Raw genomic sequence first — 16,052 nt, 5'->3', positions numbered from 1 at the left:
ATCACAAAAATAATATCCATATATAAAGCCTTATCAAGTAAATGTGCATTAAAACCAATCTGGGCAGTAATGAGAGCCATTTCACCACGTGCAATCATTCCAGTACCGATTACCCGCCCACTATTTCTATCAAAACCAGCTAGTAATGCCCCTAATTCTCCACCAAACCATTTTGTTATGACTGCGAGTATTGTCATAGTTACGATAAATGGTAGTGAGGTCAAAAAGTTATTAAATGATACACTCAAGCCAATGCTAACAAAGAAAACAGGTACAAAAATAGCGTTACTGATCGGTTCAATATTAGTACTAACGATTTCTTTAGTTGGAGTTTGTCCAACTGCAATTCCTGCAAAAAATGCACCAATTGCACCAGATAAACCAACAAATTCAGCTAAATAGGCCATTGATAAACAGATGATTACGGCTGAGATGGTCCTACTAGTTGGAATTAATAATTTACTACTTAGGTTCATGATGCTTGGTGCAATCCAACGAACAAGGAGAAAAACACCTGCAAAAAAGATTCCTTGGAAAACCAACTGCACTAAAATATTGTTTGAACTTCCATGATTAGCCGTCCCGCTATTACCTACAAGGGCTATCATTAAACTCAACAGCAAAACCCCCAGAATATCATCTGCAACTGCAGCTCCGAGGACTGTTGTTCCTTCTTTGCCGTTAAGCGCCTTAAATTCACGCATTACTGCTACAGAAATACTGACAGAGGTAGCCGAAAAAACAACACCGATAAATAAAGATTCTTGTAAATGATAACCAAATAATAGACTGGCCGTGCCCATCAGAATTACAGGTAACAAAACACCTGATAATGCAACTAATAGGGCCGGCCTAAAATATTTTCTCAGTTGCTTCATGTCACTCTCTATTCCCGCCATAAACATCAGCAAGATAACACCAATTTCAGCGAATTGCTCTATTAGTTCGGTTGAATGAATAAAGTTCAAGACACCTGGACCAATAATTATCCCAATTAAGAGTTGGCCTAGGACCGCAGGAACCCCAACTCTTGCAGTCACATGCCCCGCAAGTGTGGTAGATAACAAAATAATAACTAGTGAACCAATAAAAGACATTAAATACACTCCGTTCATAAAGTTTAAGGCAGCAATCCACAAATATATATCACATAAGTTTACCATTTTATTTTTCTCACCACAAAAAAAGCTGATGTTTTTTGCGAGATAATCAGGATAGGTTCTTCAATTTGTCTTAAACAATTGCAGATACACCTTGCTTTGCAATTGTTATATTGCCTGACTGCGTTAAAGTTGTTTGGAAATATAATACTCTTTAATTTATTAATTGAAACATACAAATTCGCAGCACAAATTCAATATGTTTCATAGTCAGCATTTACTCATCTTATCCATACTTGTTTGAGCAAAATTTAATTGTGGGACTTCTCACGCAATCCATCGGTATTTCTAAAGACTGCCAAGAAATTAATTAAAACCAAAACAGAAGTTGATAAAAAGACTTCACGATAACCACCAATTCGTGCTACGCTGGACCCAATTTGCGGTCCAACAACATTTCCAACCGCTTGGAAACTTTGATTCCAACTAAAAACTTCACCCATTACCCTGTGCGATGAATTTTTAGAAAGAAGTGTTTGCACGCTTGGAATCAAAGCAGCATCGGAAATGCCAACTAAGAAACGTAATATTCCCAACTCCCAAACATTTTGTACAAATGCCATTGGTATAAAAATCAGCATTGAAAAAATTAAGCCACTTAGTAAAATCCAATGTGTCCCCCAATGATCTCCTAAACGTCCAAAAAATGGCGCCGCAAATAGAGTAGCAATTCCACTAATTGCTTCAATTATTCCGGCTACTAATGCTATATGACCTTGACCATTCAATAATTGGCGTACATAGAGACTTAAAATTGGCTCAATTGAATTATTAGATGCTTGAATAATCATTGTTGTTAAAAACATTCCTAAAATAATTTTACGATGTGGCAAAGCTTTAAAAAAATTAGTGGCAGGCTTGTCTTTTTCTTGATTTATAGGGGTAAAGCGTTCATGTACAAAAAAAACGACCAACAAAAAGGCAACAAATAAACATAGTCCCGTCATTAAAAAAGTATATCGGTATCCAATCAAATCAGCAATTGTTCCACCAATCAATGGGCCAATCAAGGTTCCTGAAACACTTCCTGTTGCTAATGTTCCTAAAGACTGCCCACTTTTGTTCCTTGGGACTTGGATTGCAACCAAGGTATTAGCAGTACTAATAAAACCATTAAACACTCCTAAAAGGAGCCGCAAGCCAATCAATTCATAAACATTTCCTGCCAATGCCGTCGCCATCATTACAAGAGACATTCCCAAGGAAGCACGAATCAACATTGGTTTACGTCCATACTTATCAGAAAGGCGACCCCAAAAAGGCGAAATAAGTGCCTTTGTTATAAAGGGTGCAGAAAAAGCCCAGCCACTCCAAAAAGCATTTTCTGCACTAGAAAAATGACCTAACTGACCAATAAATAATGCGATAAACGGTGCGACACAGCTTGAACCAATCCCGGCCATAAAGGTCCCAAACCAAAGTATACGTAGGTTTTGCTGCCATTCTGAATGATTAGACTTATCTCTCAGAAAACTAATAATGCTCATGTAAAATCACCTTTTCGATTTTTATGAAAATAACAATAAAAAATAAAATAGTTTTGTATATCCCCATGCTTCTTTTTAGCAATAAATTAATTTTACGCCTTTTAAGCTGAAAAGTTATTTAAATTGCCTCGTAATATTATTAATATTATTTTAAGAGAGTGTGACATGAGTCAGTAAAATTTGAGTATTATCTCGAAATTACAAACGCAAGAATTTCTTGACCATGAGTGATTCGAGATTAGACGGAAAATTTGGGCTTATGGAACATGTTTATCTGAAATAAATAGAATGACTAGCTCCGTATCAATCATTTTGCAAAGTTTTTAGAATATAACATAACCACGTACGATGAATTTTCTTTCATACTTTCTTCCTAGACTATTTTAAAATCACAATAAAATCTGTTTACATCAAGAAAAATAATTTAAGATCATAGTTTCTAATGAGCAAAATATCATGATTAATCTTTATTACATCTTATGTTATACTTTAGAGGCTGTTCTTAAAATATGGCCGATCTTTTTTGGTCTACTATTCAAACATCACAGGTAGAATTAATGAACATGTAATTTTAAGAACAAACTAACAAATTGTAGGAGGAAACATGAAGAATATCTTTAAGAAAGAATCAGTTAGTACTTATTTGAAAGCTGATGCTCGTTTGAATAAAAGCTTACGTGCACGAGATCTTTTAGCATTAGGAATTGGAGCAGTAATTGGGACCGGGATCTTCATTCTGCCAGGTCATGAAGCTGCACTCCATGCTGGACCAGCTGTCACAATAGCTTTCTTGATAGCTGCAATAGTTTCAGGAATTGTAGGAATGGCATATGCAGAATTTTCATCTGCAATGCCGGTGGCAGGTTCAGCCTATTCTTTTGGCTCAGTCGTTTATGGTGAGATCATCGGCTGGATTCTAGGTTGGGCTTTGATCTTAGAATATTTCTTAGCAGTATCTGCGGAAGCCACAGGATTTGCTGCTTATTTCAATAATAATATTCTAGAATCTTTGGGTTTAATACTTCCAAAAGCTCTTCAAGCTGGCCCATTAGAGGGTGGTGTTATTAATCTTTCTGCTGTAGTTATCGTTTTAATAATTGCACTTATTATTTCTAACGGTGTTAATCTTTCAAAAAGTGTAGAGAATGTTGCAGTTATCATCAAAGTAGCCATTATTCTTGCTTTTATTGTAGTAGGAGCTTTTTATATCAAGTCCAGTAACTACGTGCCTTTTTATCCAAAACAATTTCAGACACACCCTCTCGGCTTAGGTGGAATTTCAACAGCTGCAGCTACAGTCTTTTTTGCTTTCATCGGTTTTGATGCTTTAGCAGCTAATTCTGCTGAAACCATTGAACCTGAAAAGAATGTTGTTAAAGGAATACTAGGTACAGTTGTCGTCTCGGTCATTTTGTATGTCTCATTTTCATTTGTTCTAACTGGAATCGTTCATTATTCTGAACTGAATGTTGATGATCCTGCGGCTTATGCTTTGCAAGTGATCCATTTAAATACCTGGAATAAGTTGATCACAATCGGGGCACTAATTGGTATTTTCACATCAATGATCACAATGTTTTTCGGTGGTTCACGCCTAGTCTATGCTTTAGGACGTGATGGACTGTTACCCGCTAAGATGGGTGCAGTTAGTGGTAAACATGTTGTTCCTAAAAATGCCATTATTGTTGCAACAATCGTTCAAGCATTTTTTGCAGGTTTAGTACCGCTAACGGAACTCGCTTCATTGATTAATGCCGGTACTTTACTTGCTTTTGCATTTATTTCCTTTGGTATTATTCCCTTACGCAAGCGCCAGGATATTCAAAATAAAGGATTTAAAATGCCACTTTATCCTTTTCTGCCTTGCTTAGCAGGCATTGCAAGCATTTATTTTATAATTATGCTGCCTAATATCACTAAAATATCAGTCGGAATTTGGCTAGTATTAGGTCTTATTGTTTATTTCACATATGGATTGCAACATTCAAAACTTCAAAAACAAAATAATTAAACAAATCTAAACATCATATTAGTAATATTTCAAGGGTCTAAGTCAAATTTTTTTGACTTAGACCCTCTATTTATTCATATAAACATGCACCATATACAGACTTAAAAACGTTTTATAAATAAGGTCTTGTAATTGTATCTTTTGATTTTTTCAACTCATTAAAAGTACCAGAAAACATTACAGAACCACCCATTTTACCACCTTCAGGACCCATTTCAATTAACCAATCAGCTCTTCGAATAACTTTTAGACTATGCTCAATAATGATAATAGTATTCCCCTTATCAATCAATTTATCAAAGAGTGCTAATAAATGATCAATGTCCCTTAAATGTAGACCGTTCGTGGGTTCATCAATAATGTAAACACTACCCTCTTTTTGTAAAAAACTTGAGAGTTTGATCCGTTGAAGCTCACCACCTGATAAAGTCTTCAAAGATTGGTTCAATTTTAAATAACCAAGTCCAACATCACAAATAGCTTGCAATCCAACTTTAATTTTATTCTCTTCTTTAAAGAAATTCAGTGCTTGACTAACAGTCATGGATAGTACATCAACTATTGTTTTGTCATGATACTTGTATTGTAAAACTTCCGCGGTATAGCGCGTGCCATGGCATAACTCGCATTCTGACACAACATCATCCATAAAATACATATCATTGACAATAACTCCCTTCCCCTTACAGTGTGGGCAGGCACCTTTGGAATTATAGCTGAACAAGGATACACTGACAGCATTTGCTTTGGCAAATAATTTTCTGATATCATCAAAAATATCTAAATAAGTCATAGGTGTAGATCTGAGACTGATGCCTATATTCTTTTGTGAAATATTAATGACTTCGAAGTCTTCCCTTTCTAGTTTTGTTCCAATAATGTGTGCGAGCGATGTTTTTCCAGAACCAGCAACTCCGCAAAGTACAGTTAAGGCATTTAATGGAAATTTCAAAGAAACATTTTTTAATGTATTCAAACTTTGGTGTTGAATTGAAAACCAACTGTTAAATGCAGGCGTATTAAGTTTTTCAATCTTTTTTTCACGCAATGCTGAACTTGTAATAGTATTAGCATTCTTAAAGTCATTATAAGTTCCAGAAAATTGGATTTGTCCACCTGTATTACCGGGTCCTGGCCCAACATCAATAATATAATCAGCTTTTTCAATCAGCAAGGGATTATGTTCTACTAAAATAATGGTATTTCCTTGCCTTTTTAAAATATTCAAGCAATTATAGATACGCTCAATATCTTTAGGATGCAGGCCAGAACTCGGCTCATCTAATACATACATGACATCATTTAAAGAACTAGTGATATGTTTGGCAATCCGAATTCTTTGTGCTTCACCGCCTGATAAAGTGTCAGTACTTCTTGCTAGATTAAGATAACCTAAACCTATTGTAATCAAAGCATCTAAACGTTTAATAATTTGTACATTAACATCTTTAACTAGTGAGCTTTTCAAACATTTAATAAAGTTGCTTAATTCGTCTAATGGCATGGCAACTAAATCACTGATGTTTCGTCCTTTAATTTTACAACTAAGTGACTTAGCGTTTAGTCTTGAACCATTACAGGCAGGACATACCTTTGTTGTCACAAATTTTTCAAGTTGTTTTTTATGCCGCTTGCCTTCATCAGTGTTTATAATACTTCTTTTGATTCTTGGTAATATTCCTTCATACAGAGCCGTTTTTGGCCATTTTTGAGGAGGATTTGCTAATTTCTGCTGGGGTGCATAGAGAAACATATCCAATTCTTCTTTTGAATAGTCTTTAATTTTTTTATCCAAATCAAATAAACCGCTATCCGCATATCGTTTCCAACGCCATGCACCATTCCCAAAAGTTGGGAAATTAATTGGATTTTCATTTAGCGATTGGTTGAAATCAACTAAGTAATGCAAATTAACTTCTTTCGTAAACCCTAAGCCATCACAAACTTCACACTTTCCCTGAGGGTGATTAAAGGAAAAAACATCGGAATAACCAACAAATGGTTTGCCTAATCTTGAGAAGAGTAATCTTAAAAAAGTATATATTTCAGTGTATGTACCTACTGTCGATCTGACATTGCCCGACATTTTTCTTTGTTCAATTGGAATGGCTATTGGTAAGTTAGTGATATTACCAACCTCAGGCCTACCATATTTTGGTAAAATGTGCTGAATATAGCTTGAAAAAGTATCATTCAACTCGCGTCTTGACTGTGCAACTAAGGTATCAAACACCAAAGTTGATTTCCCAGAACCTGATACACCAGTGAAAACTGTTAATTGATGCTTAGGTATTTTAATAGAAACGTTTTTTAAATTATTTTGATATGCATTGAAGATTTCAATCCATTCATTATTCACTAGCTACTCCTCTCTTTCTTTATTATTCCACTTGTATTTTTCAAACAACTGCAATGTTATCATTTTTTATTTTGATAATCAAAAATTTTCAAATGGGAAATGTAGTCTAAACCAATGTATCAAATTCACAAAATATTCTTTTAAAATCCTGTTGTAGGATTACTTTCAAAATTTATATTAAAATAGGACACTGCACTGCTTGATTAAACATTCTTATTTTTTTCGACCAAATAGCTGTTTCTTGGCCTGTATAGTTTTATAAATTCCACCAAAGAAAAGTCCAATAGTAAAGCCACAAATACAACCATATAAAATATTAAACTGAAAATCATTATACAACATTGGGCGAGTGGCAAGTAATACATTTAAAGTATATTTGACTAAAAAATTAAGTAACATAATTACCAATGGAATAATACTTCCTTCGCATACCAGAACTGTATTTCTAATATAAAATTTTTTATTTCTATATAGAAAATAACTAAGAAAAAAACCTGGGATTAATGAAACTACGTAAAAATTCAATAGTACATTGGGATTGCCAAAGCGGTTAACAATCGTATCTAACCCCCAAATAATGAAAACAGCGGGCATTATGCAAGAACGTCCTAAAGAAACCTGACTTTCCGCTAATAAAGCAGAACCACGTTTAATTAAAATCAGTAAAACTAACCATACCCAAAAGGGTGTATTGTGAATTATTTGAAAAATTATTTTAAGTATATCAGCCATATTTTTTCTTCTCCTTTAAGAAAATATTATTTTTATTATGTGTTTCTAGAAAGTAAAAAAGTGTTTATCTAACTAAGTATTGTTTAATTTTGCTGTTTTGCTGTTAATAAAATAAACAATAAGATTTTCATGGGAACATTCCTTTCCATATAGATTTGTATTTATTATATGAACCATTTTGATGGCCGTCATAATATTTATGATAAGTGGTGGTATTTACAATTTAAGTGGTGAAAATACCAAGATAAGTGTAGAAAATTGTTCCATCGTAATTTATTTTTGCATTTAAATAAAAAATACCCCTTTAAAAGGAGTGATTTTTTGTTTATATAAGTTAATATATGTAATCTTCGTTTAGAAATGTCATGGATAATGTTAGAAGTGTTATCAAAAACATCGACCACATGTACACGTTTAAATCTTTCAGTGGTTTAAATAATAGACGAAGAATTTGACTTATGGAACACGCTTGACGTGGAATAAATAGAGGAGCCAAGTCAAATTTAACTTTTGACCCAGCTCCTATTCATACATATTTTCTAATATATTTGATTCAATTTATTTTTTAAAAGTATTCAAAGTTCCACCCTATTAGTTGGCTCGTGAATTTTTAAATTGTGAGCTAACAACGAAAAATAGAATGAACAGTAAAATAGCGAACAAAGTGATAATTACTAATGTAGCAGTTATAACAGTAGGAATAATGGCTAACACAGCTGAAACAAACACTGTTCCTATAGAACCAGCTAGTTGCTGTCCAGTAGTCAGTAAAGCATTGCCATCGGCTTGATCTTTGTCATCTAATATCATTGTTGCCAATGTCCTAATGTTACTGAACGAAAGGCCAATGCCAAGCATATAGATAATGTAGAAAATTAGTAATAACATCAAATCCAAATGATTAAACATTAAGGCAATACCCATTAAAAAGAGTCCGATAAAATTGACTATAGAACCAAGCGTGACGGTTAACCTAGCTCCATATTTATCCAATAGCCCGCCACTAATTGGAGTTAAGATAGAACTTAAAATAGCTCCGGGAAAAATGACAAAACCACTTATTTGAGCAGATAAATGCAATGTTTGTTGTACATAAGTTGGTAATAAAAGATTCAGTGACAATAGTGTAAGTTGAACAATAAAAAAGCTAAGACTATTTTTCAAGAAATCTGTTTGCTTAAATAAGCTTAATTTTAATAATGGAGTTTTTGTTTTTTTCGATCTGTTTAAAAAAACAAATAAGAAAATCCCACTAAATAATAGTAAAATAACGGCGTAAATCGGCGTTGTTACCAATCTTTCTAGTCCCAATACCAATAAAACTAAACATACTGATAAAATTAACCAACTAATAAAATCAAAGTGAGGACGTTTTTTTATTATTGGTTCTTTACGTAAGAAGATTAAACCAATAATTAATGTAGTAAAAGGTACTAGACATGCGAGCCTAAAAATGGCTTGCCAAGAAACATTCGATAAAATAATTCCACCATAGGTTGGACCTACCGCTGGAGCAATTGAAATAATCAGATTGGCAATACCCATCATCAATCCCAATATTTTAAGTGGTGTGGTAGCTGCTACATAGTTAAAAACAAGAGGTAAAGCAATTCCAGCACCGATAGCTTGTAATATTCGGAAAAACAGCAACCAAGCAAAATTTGGTGCCCACCCAGATAAAGCTAGCGCGATTAAAAAGAGTAAATTTGAAAAAATAAATAATTGTCTAGTAGTAAAGGCTTTATTCAAATAAGCTGACAGAGGAACAATAATACTTAAAACTAACAAATAAATGGTTGTTAACCATGTCACTGTTGAAATTGAGGTGTGAAAATTTCTTGCTAAAGTTGGGAAAGCTACATTCAATGCCGTTTCTAAACATACTGCCGTAAAAACTAGTCCACAAATAGCTATCAAGCCCCAAATATCATTTCGTGCCATTTTTTCAGAATTCAAATTACTTTGCCTCCTTGTTAATTATTTTCTTCAAAAATGAAATAATTAACTGTATTTCTTCATCATCAAAGTCCTTAGTCAATAATTTCTCCTGTCCTTTCAGGTGTTGCGATATGTGATTACTTAAATTCGTAGCTTTGTCAGCAATTATAATTTTCTTTTGCCGTTTATCATGAGTGCTGTTCACTTTTTTTAATAACCCTTTTGATTCCATTCTCTTAAGCAAGTTGGTTGTAGTTGATCGTTTAATATTGAATTCCTTCTCAACATCACTTTGCAGAATTTCTTCGTTTGAATGTCTCATTATAAAATCAATAATTGACATTTGAGTGCTAGTTAGATCATGCTGTTTTCCATAATAATTCAAGGAAGTTGTTAGTTTATTACTAGCAATTTTAATTAAACGTCCAATATTTTCTGTTTGTTTCATAATTGTTTGCTCCTTTTCTGTAGACAATCATTACATAGAATTATGTTAAACTAATTATAAATGTTAGTCAACTAACTTTTTTACAATGCAAACATCTAAAATATTAGGTACTCAAAAAACTTCCTTGTTTAATAGTCATGCTGGAACCCCAAAACTATTAAACAAGGAAGTTATTTTATATTAATATATGGTCAAATGCAGAATATTACGACTAGAATAAACAAAGCTTTAAAACGTAGCGTCAAAGTTCCTTGATACGAACCTTTTGATATCAAATTCTATTATTTTCTTCTTTCATTCACTGACACAGATTATTTTGCATTGATTATTTTGATATTGTATAATCTTGGTAATTTAACGAGGTGATTAAATGATAAAAATAATGCCCTTTGAGAAACTCGATTCTAAAAATTTATTGGGATATCTTAAAAAAGTTTCATTACAAACTAACAATCTTGGTATAGAAAGCCAAGAAATATCTGCTTTTTTTAATGTAGAGAAAATTGAACGCTTCAATAAAAATTCAGAGGCAAGTGTCTCTTTTGTTGCCAAAAATGATGAAACTGGACAAATCATTGGATTAGCACAAATTACTAGAAAGCTAAGAATCAGATACAAGAATCAAGCAGAATTCGCCATCTCCGTAGATAAAGAATATTGGGGTCAACATTTTGGTAGTAAGTTAATTGAGGCTTGTATTAATCAAGCTGCTAGTAAATGGCGAATCGATGGTCTTTATTTAGAAGTCCTTTCTGATAATCAAAGAGCCATTGGCCTTTATCAAAAATATGGTTTTAAAGTAGTTGGGGATTTACCAATTCTGTTGACTATCAGTGGTCAGAATAAACCTGGAAAGATAATGTTTAAGGAACTGAAAAAATAAAATAATGTTCAAATCTTTCACTTTTGAAATCTATTTTTGAATATAAATTCAGTATAAAAATACATACTATTGTGATTTAAATTAAAAAAATAGGTCTAGTTAATGTCCAGATGTTATTTTTATTCCAACTATTCCTACCAGCAACAAGACAATAAATAGCCATGTTATACCTGAAATTTGATCTCTAAATAAAAACACTCCAGCTGCGATTGAGCCAGCAGCTCCAATTCCAGTCCACACAGGATAAGCAATACTTATTGGAAGATGTTTGGTAGCAATTACCAAAAAATAAAAACTTAGAAACATTCCCAAAAGTGTAATCATATCCCAAAAAATATTTACGAAGCCATTGCTGAGTTTCATAGAGGTTGCCCAGACTACCTCAAAAATCCCTGCAACTATTAAATAAACCCATGTCATTTTTATTCCTCCAAAAAGCACATATAAAATTATTTTTAAAACCTAAAGAAATATTCGCATGTGCAAATATATTTAATGGTAATTTTTATGTAATCAACATTTCTGAAAATATCACGTTTCTATAATATTTGCAAGCAATGTTAGCTTCTAATGCATCTAATCTGAATTATCAAAATTTAAAAAAATTATAGTATTGGACTGAGAAAATAACAAATGAATCTGTACCAGTGGCACCAACCTATCCTCTCTCCAAATGAAATTTTTCCCTCAATCAAAGATCCCTCTTCTCACATTACAAAAATTAACTATATGTAAGGAATCAAATAAAACACAATTGGAATTGTTATTAGACTAAGAATTGTAGAAATACCCATTAATGTGATTGCAGGAGAAACATCATCCTTATTTTGTAGTGTAAACAAAACAACAATTCCAGCAACAGGACATGCCATCATGATGACTGTCGTATCAAGAGCGACTCCAGAAACACCTAAGAATTCCAGAACTACTATTGCAAGTATTGGGAAAAGTATGTTTCTTAAAAAAACAGTTAACCAGATACCTAGACTTTTTGCTTCTTTCTGTATTTTAATGTTTCCTAAACTGTTACCAATTACAATCATAGACAGTGGTGTATTAATTGATCCAACGTACTTAACAGTCTGGCTAATAGTACTTGGTAAAGAAACAGAAAAAATAAACAAAATCAATCCCAAAAATATTGAAATAATATTGGGGTTCAAGAGTACTGTTTTTAACCTAGATAATTTTTTTATGTTACTCTTATCCTTATTAAACAAAGATAAACCATATGTCCAATTAAAAATATTAAACCCTGCAAGAGAAACAACCGCAAAAAACACTCCCATTTTTCCAAAAAGTGAACTGACTAAAGGAATTCCCATAAAACCAGCGTTAGAGAAAATAGAACCATACTTGTAAATTCTTTGAAGATTGGAATCTTTGACCTTTTTGAAAAAAATAGAAGCCAGTAATATTTCTATTAGATAAAAAGCTATAATTCCTAGTCCAGCTAGTAAAAGCTGCTGTACACGATCAGCAGAGTATGATTGTTCAAAAGCGTTGATGATTAAACAAGGTGAAACAATGTTTAGCAAAATATTAGTTAGATCATTTGCTGTTTGTGGATGCATAAATCCAATTTTGTTAATTAAAACTCCTACTAACATTAATAAAAAAATAAGAATGATCTGGTTATTAAGTACTGAAATATTCATAATTAAAGGCTCCATCTTACAAAATAAATTAAAAAATACTCTATAATGACCATTATAGAATATTTTTCTTAATTAAACCTATTCAAAATTTGAACCTATTAATAAAATCTCTCAACAATAAAAACAAACTAATTAATTCAATCAGCGGAAACAGCCAACTTTTTCCACTTTCTTATTTTAGGACGAAAATTAGTAAATGGTGCCACAGTATTAATATGAATCCATTTCCATAATGGCCATTGGGCTTGATTGTTAGCCCATTCTCTTTGATGAGAGCCAAATAGTTCATCTATTGATAAAGTAAGTATCCAACTACAAGTTTGCTGGACCAATTGATCCAATTTATCCCGTTGTGAAGCCAGTGATTGGTTACCAAATTCAGTATAAAATTGCCGGTAAAGGCCACCTAGATTATTCCATTTGAAATCAGGTGTCGGTGTAACGGCAGATTTACCTGCGCTTTCCTGCTCTTCCCAGGATAATAACAAAGTTAACCAACCTAGCTGATAAGACAGCATTTGTGATGGTGTTTTATCGACAGGAACAAGTAATAAAGTTCGTTTGTTTTCGGGGATATCATTAAATTCATTAATAAACTTAGAGTAAGCTAAATTAATTTTGGCAACTAGTTCTGATTGGTCACTGTAAGTCTGCATCATTAACCTCCAATTTTTTTCAATGGCTATTTTCACTAATTAAATATCAGATAGATCAAAGCTGTGCATGATACTAAATTATCGGTGCGAAGTTCTTGTTAAAAAATATTTACCATAACACTTGAGTTTTATTGATAGCTTATTTCCTAAGACTTCCAATAAGTAATTTCAACCCATAAGTAAAAGATTCATCAATATCAGTATCCAATCCAAAAAGTGGGTATATTACTGTTGAACTCAGTTAATTTGATATTCAGTTGAGCTGTACCACTAACCAAATCAGAAAAATTTTTTCCATGCTAACTTGTATTATTGACTGATAACTATATTATTTATAATTTGGCCTGCTTCTGCATCAGTTAAATATTTAATGCTATTACTCATACCCACAGTAGGTGCACTAGCATCAACAGTGATTGTCGAAGCTTTCTCACCAGGATTTTTTTTGATCCATCTGTTTAAAAGTTGTGATGTCATCTTGAGACAAATCACTTGCTGCTACAAGTGTACTTGTTTTTTTGTACATAGTAGTTGTCCCTTGTCCAATCCGAATTAGTTTATTTTCATTAATAAACAGATAAAGATAGCCCAAACTGTCTCCACTAGCGACAGCTTTTTGAGTTAATTGATACCCTGCATTAGCAGCATTAACTTTCTGCGAAGCATAAGTTTCATTTTGATTCAATGATATTAGTGAATATGAACTTAACTTTTGAATCACAGAACGTTCGTAACTGTTATAACGATGCTGATACATATAACCATCTTCAATCATAATTTTGCCAGTATCGCTTGAACTAGTAGTTGTTTCAGCTGCAATCCATGTACCATTTAACTTGTTTAATGAAACCTGACTAGTAGCTTTTTTTGTATTTGTATCAGTAAAGGACTGCCCTCGTTCAATTGAAGTTGTTTGGCTGGTATCGTAATATTGGATGGTAATTGCATATAAGTGATGCCCTTTAGCGACAAATGCTTCAGGGAGTGTCATATTGCTTGTTTTTGTTTCTAGGAAAATTAAATCAGAAAGTTTGCTAATTTTAACATCTGAACCTAATTTTTTTAGTGCATCATTAACTTGTATAACAGTCATTAGATGGACATTTTTTTGCGCATTTTTAATATAATTTTTAAGCATATCTTTTTTCCACTTTTTTAATGAAACTCGCTTATAATTAACAGAACTAGACATAAATTGCCCTTTAGAAGTAGTCCAACTAGAAAGTTCATCGGTTTTGGAAACCACCGAAGTTGTCATGTACTTTGAAACACCTTGTTTCTTGGTTTGCTTAGAACTAATTCCCTGATTAAAAATCCAAGTTTTTGAATTAGCCTTTAAGGTTTTATTCGTACTTATTTTGACGGTATCAACCGCTTTTTCTTTTTTCTGAGAACTACACCCAGAGACAAGTGTTACCACTAACATAACAATAAAAAAAATATTTAATTTATGCACAAAAAGTACCCCAATCATAATCATATTTAGTCAACTAATTATAGCATTTTAATAAATTATAACTACAGATATAAAAGTAGATGCAAAAGTTCTAAGATTCACAACATTAAGAATATTAATCATGTGAAGATATGACATTAAATTGGAGCGACCGAAGCAGATATTATTCTTATCGTTTCATCACCTTGTCACTGCCAAACATGCACATAAATAAGATGGTCAGTTTGCTGATTATTATCAAATTCAGCGGTTATTTCTACATTTTAGACTGATTGTCAAATAGTGTTATTTTCTGGTCTAGCATGCTGATTAACTCAATGTCAAAAGTTTTCTTCTTATGAGATTAAATGTCATCGACTTTTCCCAAAGTATTTCCGAAATGTTAACAAAGACAACTTTATCATCAAGTAATTTGTCGATAACTTCCACACTATGATCAATCATTGCCTATTTAAGCTGTTGTTCAAGATCTTCAATTATTTTCTTATTCATACTTGCACATCCTTTTATGTTTATTATATTTACTAATGTCAACGTAATATTTTTTGAGAATTATCCAGTTTCATTTTCTCTAGTATAGAAAATTAATCCTTCAAGTAAATTGGAATCAAAATATCTTCAATCAGTTCTCCTATCATTTCTTGATCGATATTCTTTTGCAAGAACGTTTTGTAGCGCAGCCATTCGAAAGGAAGAAGTTTTAAATCATCTGTGATGTTCTCCTTTACATTCTCTCCTCGCTTCTCCGCCCTCTCTAATATCCGATTCATTGCTTGTAAATCAATTTCCGAATTTTTATCCATTATTCGTTGCACAGATTCATTAGATTGATTACCAATTTCTATTAATAGACTTCTCAAAAAAGTTCTTCCCAATGTATCAATGCTGATGAGGAAACGATTCATTAGTTGAAAAAGATCATCATGCAAGTCTTTACCATTCAAAACTATTTCGTCGATTCTCCCCATGTTTTCACGTTGAATTCTATCCTGAAATGCTGCGATGGCCAATTCAAATGGTGTCTCCCAATGACGATAAATTACTGATTTGCTCGTTTCTGCTAACTGGGCAACTTTTTGAAAAGTTAATCCTTCTATACCCTCTTCATCAACAATCTTACGTACGACTTGGTATATGGCACTTTCTAATTCAAGACCTCTGCGTCTTACTTTACCCACAAATATCACCTCATTAAGATACTTTAAGTTTCTTATTGACATTTACACTCCATAGAGTAATATAACATGTGTAGTTTTAAGATACT

At 32.7% G+C, this 16,052-nt stretch carries 13 protein-coding genes; 2 read left to right on the top strand and 11 right to left on the bottom strand.

Annotated elements, in window-relative coordinates:
- Positions 1 to 1,097, bottom strand: a 1,097-nt coding sequence (locus GSM_RS03215; protein ID WP_010077798.1) for a cation:proton antiporter, incomplete at its 3' end; no start/stop codon positions are given.
- Positions 1,098 to 1,411: 314 nt separating this feature from the next.
- Positions 1,412 to 2,647, bottom strand: a complete 1,236-nt coding sequence (locus tag GSM_RS03210) for a multidrug efflux MFS transporter (RefSeq protein WP_003689482.1) — start codon at positions 2,645 to 2,647, stop codon at positions 1,412 to 1,414.
- Positions 2,648 to 3,251: 604 nt separating this feature from the next.
- Here GSM_RS03210 and GSM_RS03205 point away from each other — a divergent pair.
- Positions 3,252 to 4,658, top strand: coding sequence for an APC family permease (locus GSM_RS03205; protein ID WP_010077797.1), 1,407 nt, complete (start codon positions 3,252 to 3,254; stop codon positions 4,656 to 4,658).
- Between the two features lie 112 nt (positions 4,659 to 4,770).
- On the opposite strand, the gene GSM_RS03200 is transcribed toward GSM_RS03205, so the two are convergent.
- The 4 genes from GSM_RS03200 to GSM_RS03185 form a co-directional block, all read right to left on the bottom strand.
- Complete coding sequence (locus tag GSM_RS03200) at positions 4,771 to 7,017, bottom strand: ATP-binding cassette domain-containing protein (RefSeq protein ID WP_003689501.1); 2,247 nt, start codon at positions 7,015 to 7,017, stop codon at positions 4,771 to 4,773.
- 213 nt (positions 7,018 to 7,230) lie between these two features.
- On the bottom strand, positions 7,231 to 7,749 hold the full coding sequence (locus GSM_RS03195; RefSeq protein ID WP_003689502.1) for a DUF6622 family protein: 519 nt from the start codon (positions 7,747 to 7,749) through the stop codon (positions 7,231 to 7,233).
- Positions 7,750 to 8,340: 591 nt separating this feature from the next.
- Positions 8,341 to 9,705, bottom strand: a complete 1,365-nt coding sequence (locus GSM_RS13920; protein ID WP_010077796.1) for an MFS transporter — start codon at positions 9,703 to 9,705, stop codon at positions 8,341 to 8,343.
- A gap of 1 nt (position 9,706) precedes the next feature.
- Positions 9,707 to 10,135, bottom strand: coding sequence for a MarR family winged helix-turn-helix transcriptional regulator (locus tag GSM_RS03185; RefSeq protein ID WP_003689517.1), 429 nt, complete (start codon positions 10,133 to 10,135; stop codon positions 9,707 to 9,709).
- A 370-nt stretch (positions 10,136 to 10,505) separates the two neighbouring features.
- Between GSM_RS03185 and GSM_RS03180 the strand changes: the two genes are divergently transcribed.
- Positions 10,506 to 11,018: a GNAT family N-acetyltransferase gene (locus GSM_RS03180; protein ID WP_003689519.1), complete on the top strand. Its 513-nt coding sequence runs from the start codon at positions 10,506 to 10,508 to the stop codon at positions 11,016 to 11,018.
- Positions 11,019 to 11,117: 99 nt separating this feature from the next.
- On the opposite strand, the gene GSM_RS03175 is transcribed toward GSM_RS03180, so the two are convergent.
- The 5 genes from GSM_RS03175 to GSM_RS03155 form a co-directional block, all read right to left on the bottom strand.
- The gene (locus GSM_RS03175) at positions 11,118 to 11,438 is read right to left on the bottom strand and encodes a DMT family transporter (protein WP_003689521.1); all 321 of its coding nucleotides are present in this window, start codon (positions 11,436 to 11,438) and stop codon (positions 11,118 to 11,120) included.
- Between the two features lie 305 nt (positions 11,439 to 11,743).
- Positions 11,744 to 12,676 (bottom strand): AEC family transporter, encoded by a 933-nt coding sequence (locus GSM_RS03170; protein WP_003689522.1) that lies wholly within the window; start codon positions 12,674 to 12,676, stop codon positions 11,744 to 11,746.
- Positions 12,677 to 12,813: 137 nt separating this feature from the next.
- The gene (locus tag GSM_RS03165; RefSeq protein WP_003689523.1) at positions 12,814 to 13,332 is read right to left on the bottom strand and encodes a ClbS/DfsB family four-helix bundle protein; all 519 of its coding nucleotides are present in this window, start codon (positions 13,330 to 13,332) and stop codon (positions 12,814 to 12,816) included.
- Between the two features lie 430 nt (positions 13,333 to 13,762).
- Positions 13,763 to 14,788 carry a hypothetical protein gene (locus GSM_RS13915; RefSeq protein WP_010077794.1) on the bottom strand — a complete coding sequence of 342 codons (1,026 nt, stop codon included), beginning with the start codon at positions 14,786 to 14,788 and terminating at the stop codon, positions 13,763 to 13,765.
- 584 nt (positions 14,789 to 15,372) lie between these two features.
- A complete protein-coding gene (locus tag GSM_RS03155) occupies positions 15,373 to 15,966 on the bottom strand; it encodes a TetR/AcrR family transcriptional regulator (protein WP_003689527.1) in 594 nt (197 codons plus the stop codon).
- Positions 15,967 to 16,052: the final 86 nt, after the last annotated feature.

Origin of the sequence: Liquorilactobacillus mali KCTC 3596 = DSM 20444 (genome assembly GCF_000260415.1) — a bacterium.
Lineage (GTDB): Bacteria > Bacillota > Bacilli > Lactobacillales > Lactobacillaceae > Liquorilactobacillus > Liquorilactobacillus mali.
The sequence above is the reverse complement of the archived record's forward strand: the minus strand, read 5'-3'. Positions and strand labels throughout refer to the sequence as shown.

What these genes read in the sequence shown, in the direction of transcription:
- GSM_RS03210 (WP_003689482.1), bottom strand. Translation starts at nt 2,647, where the DNA reads ATGAGCATTATTAGTTTTCTGAGAGATAAGTCTAATCATTCAGAATGG.
- GSM_RS03205 (WP_010077797.1), top strand. Translation starts at nt 3,252, where the DNA reads ATGAAGAATATCTTTAAGAAAGAATCAGTTAGTACTTATTTGAAAGCT.
- GSM_RS03195 (WP_003689502.1), bottom strand. Translation starts at nt 7,749, where the DNA reads ATGGCTGATATACTTAAAATAATTTTTCAAATAATTCACAATACACCC.
- GSM_RS03185 (WP_003689517.1), bottom strand. Translation starts at nt 10,135, where the DNA reads ATGAAACAAACAGAAAATATTGGACGTTTAATTAAAATTGCTAGTAAT.
- GSM_RS03180 (WP_003689519.1), top strand. Translation starts at nt 10,506, where the DNA reads ATGATAAAAATAATGCCCTTTGAGAAACTCGATTCTAAAAATTTATTG.
- GSM_RS03175 (WP_003689521.1), bottom strand. Translation starts at nt 11,438, where the DNA reads ATGACATGGGTTTATTTAATAGTTGCAGGGATTTTTGAGGTAGTCTGG.
- GSM_RS03170 (WP_003689522.1), bottom strand. Translation starts at nt 12,676, where the DNA reads ATGAATATTTCAGTACTTAATAACCAGATCATTCTTATTTTTTTATTA.
- GSM_RS03165 (WP_003689523.1), bottom strand. Translation starts at nt 13,332, where the DNA reads ATGCAGACTTACAGTGACCAATCAGAACTAGTTGCCAAAATTAATTTA.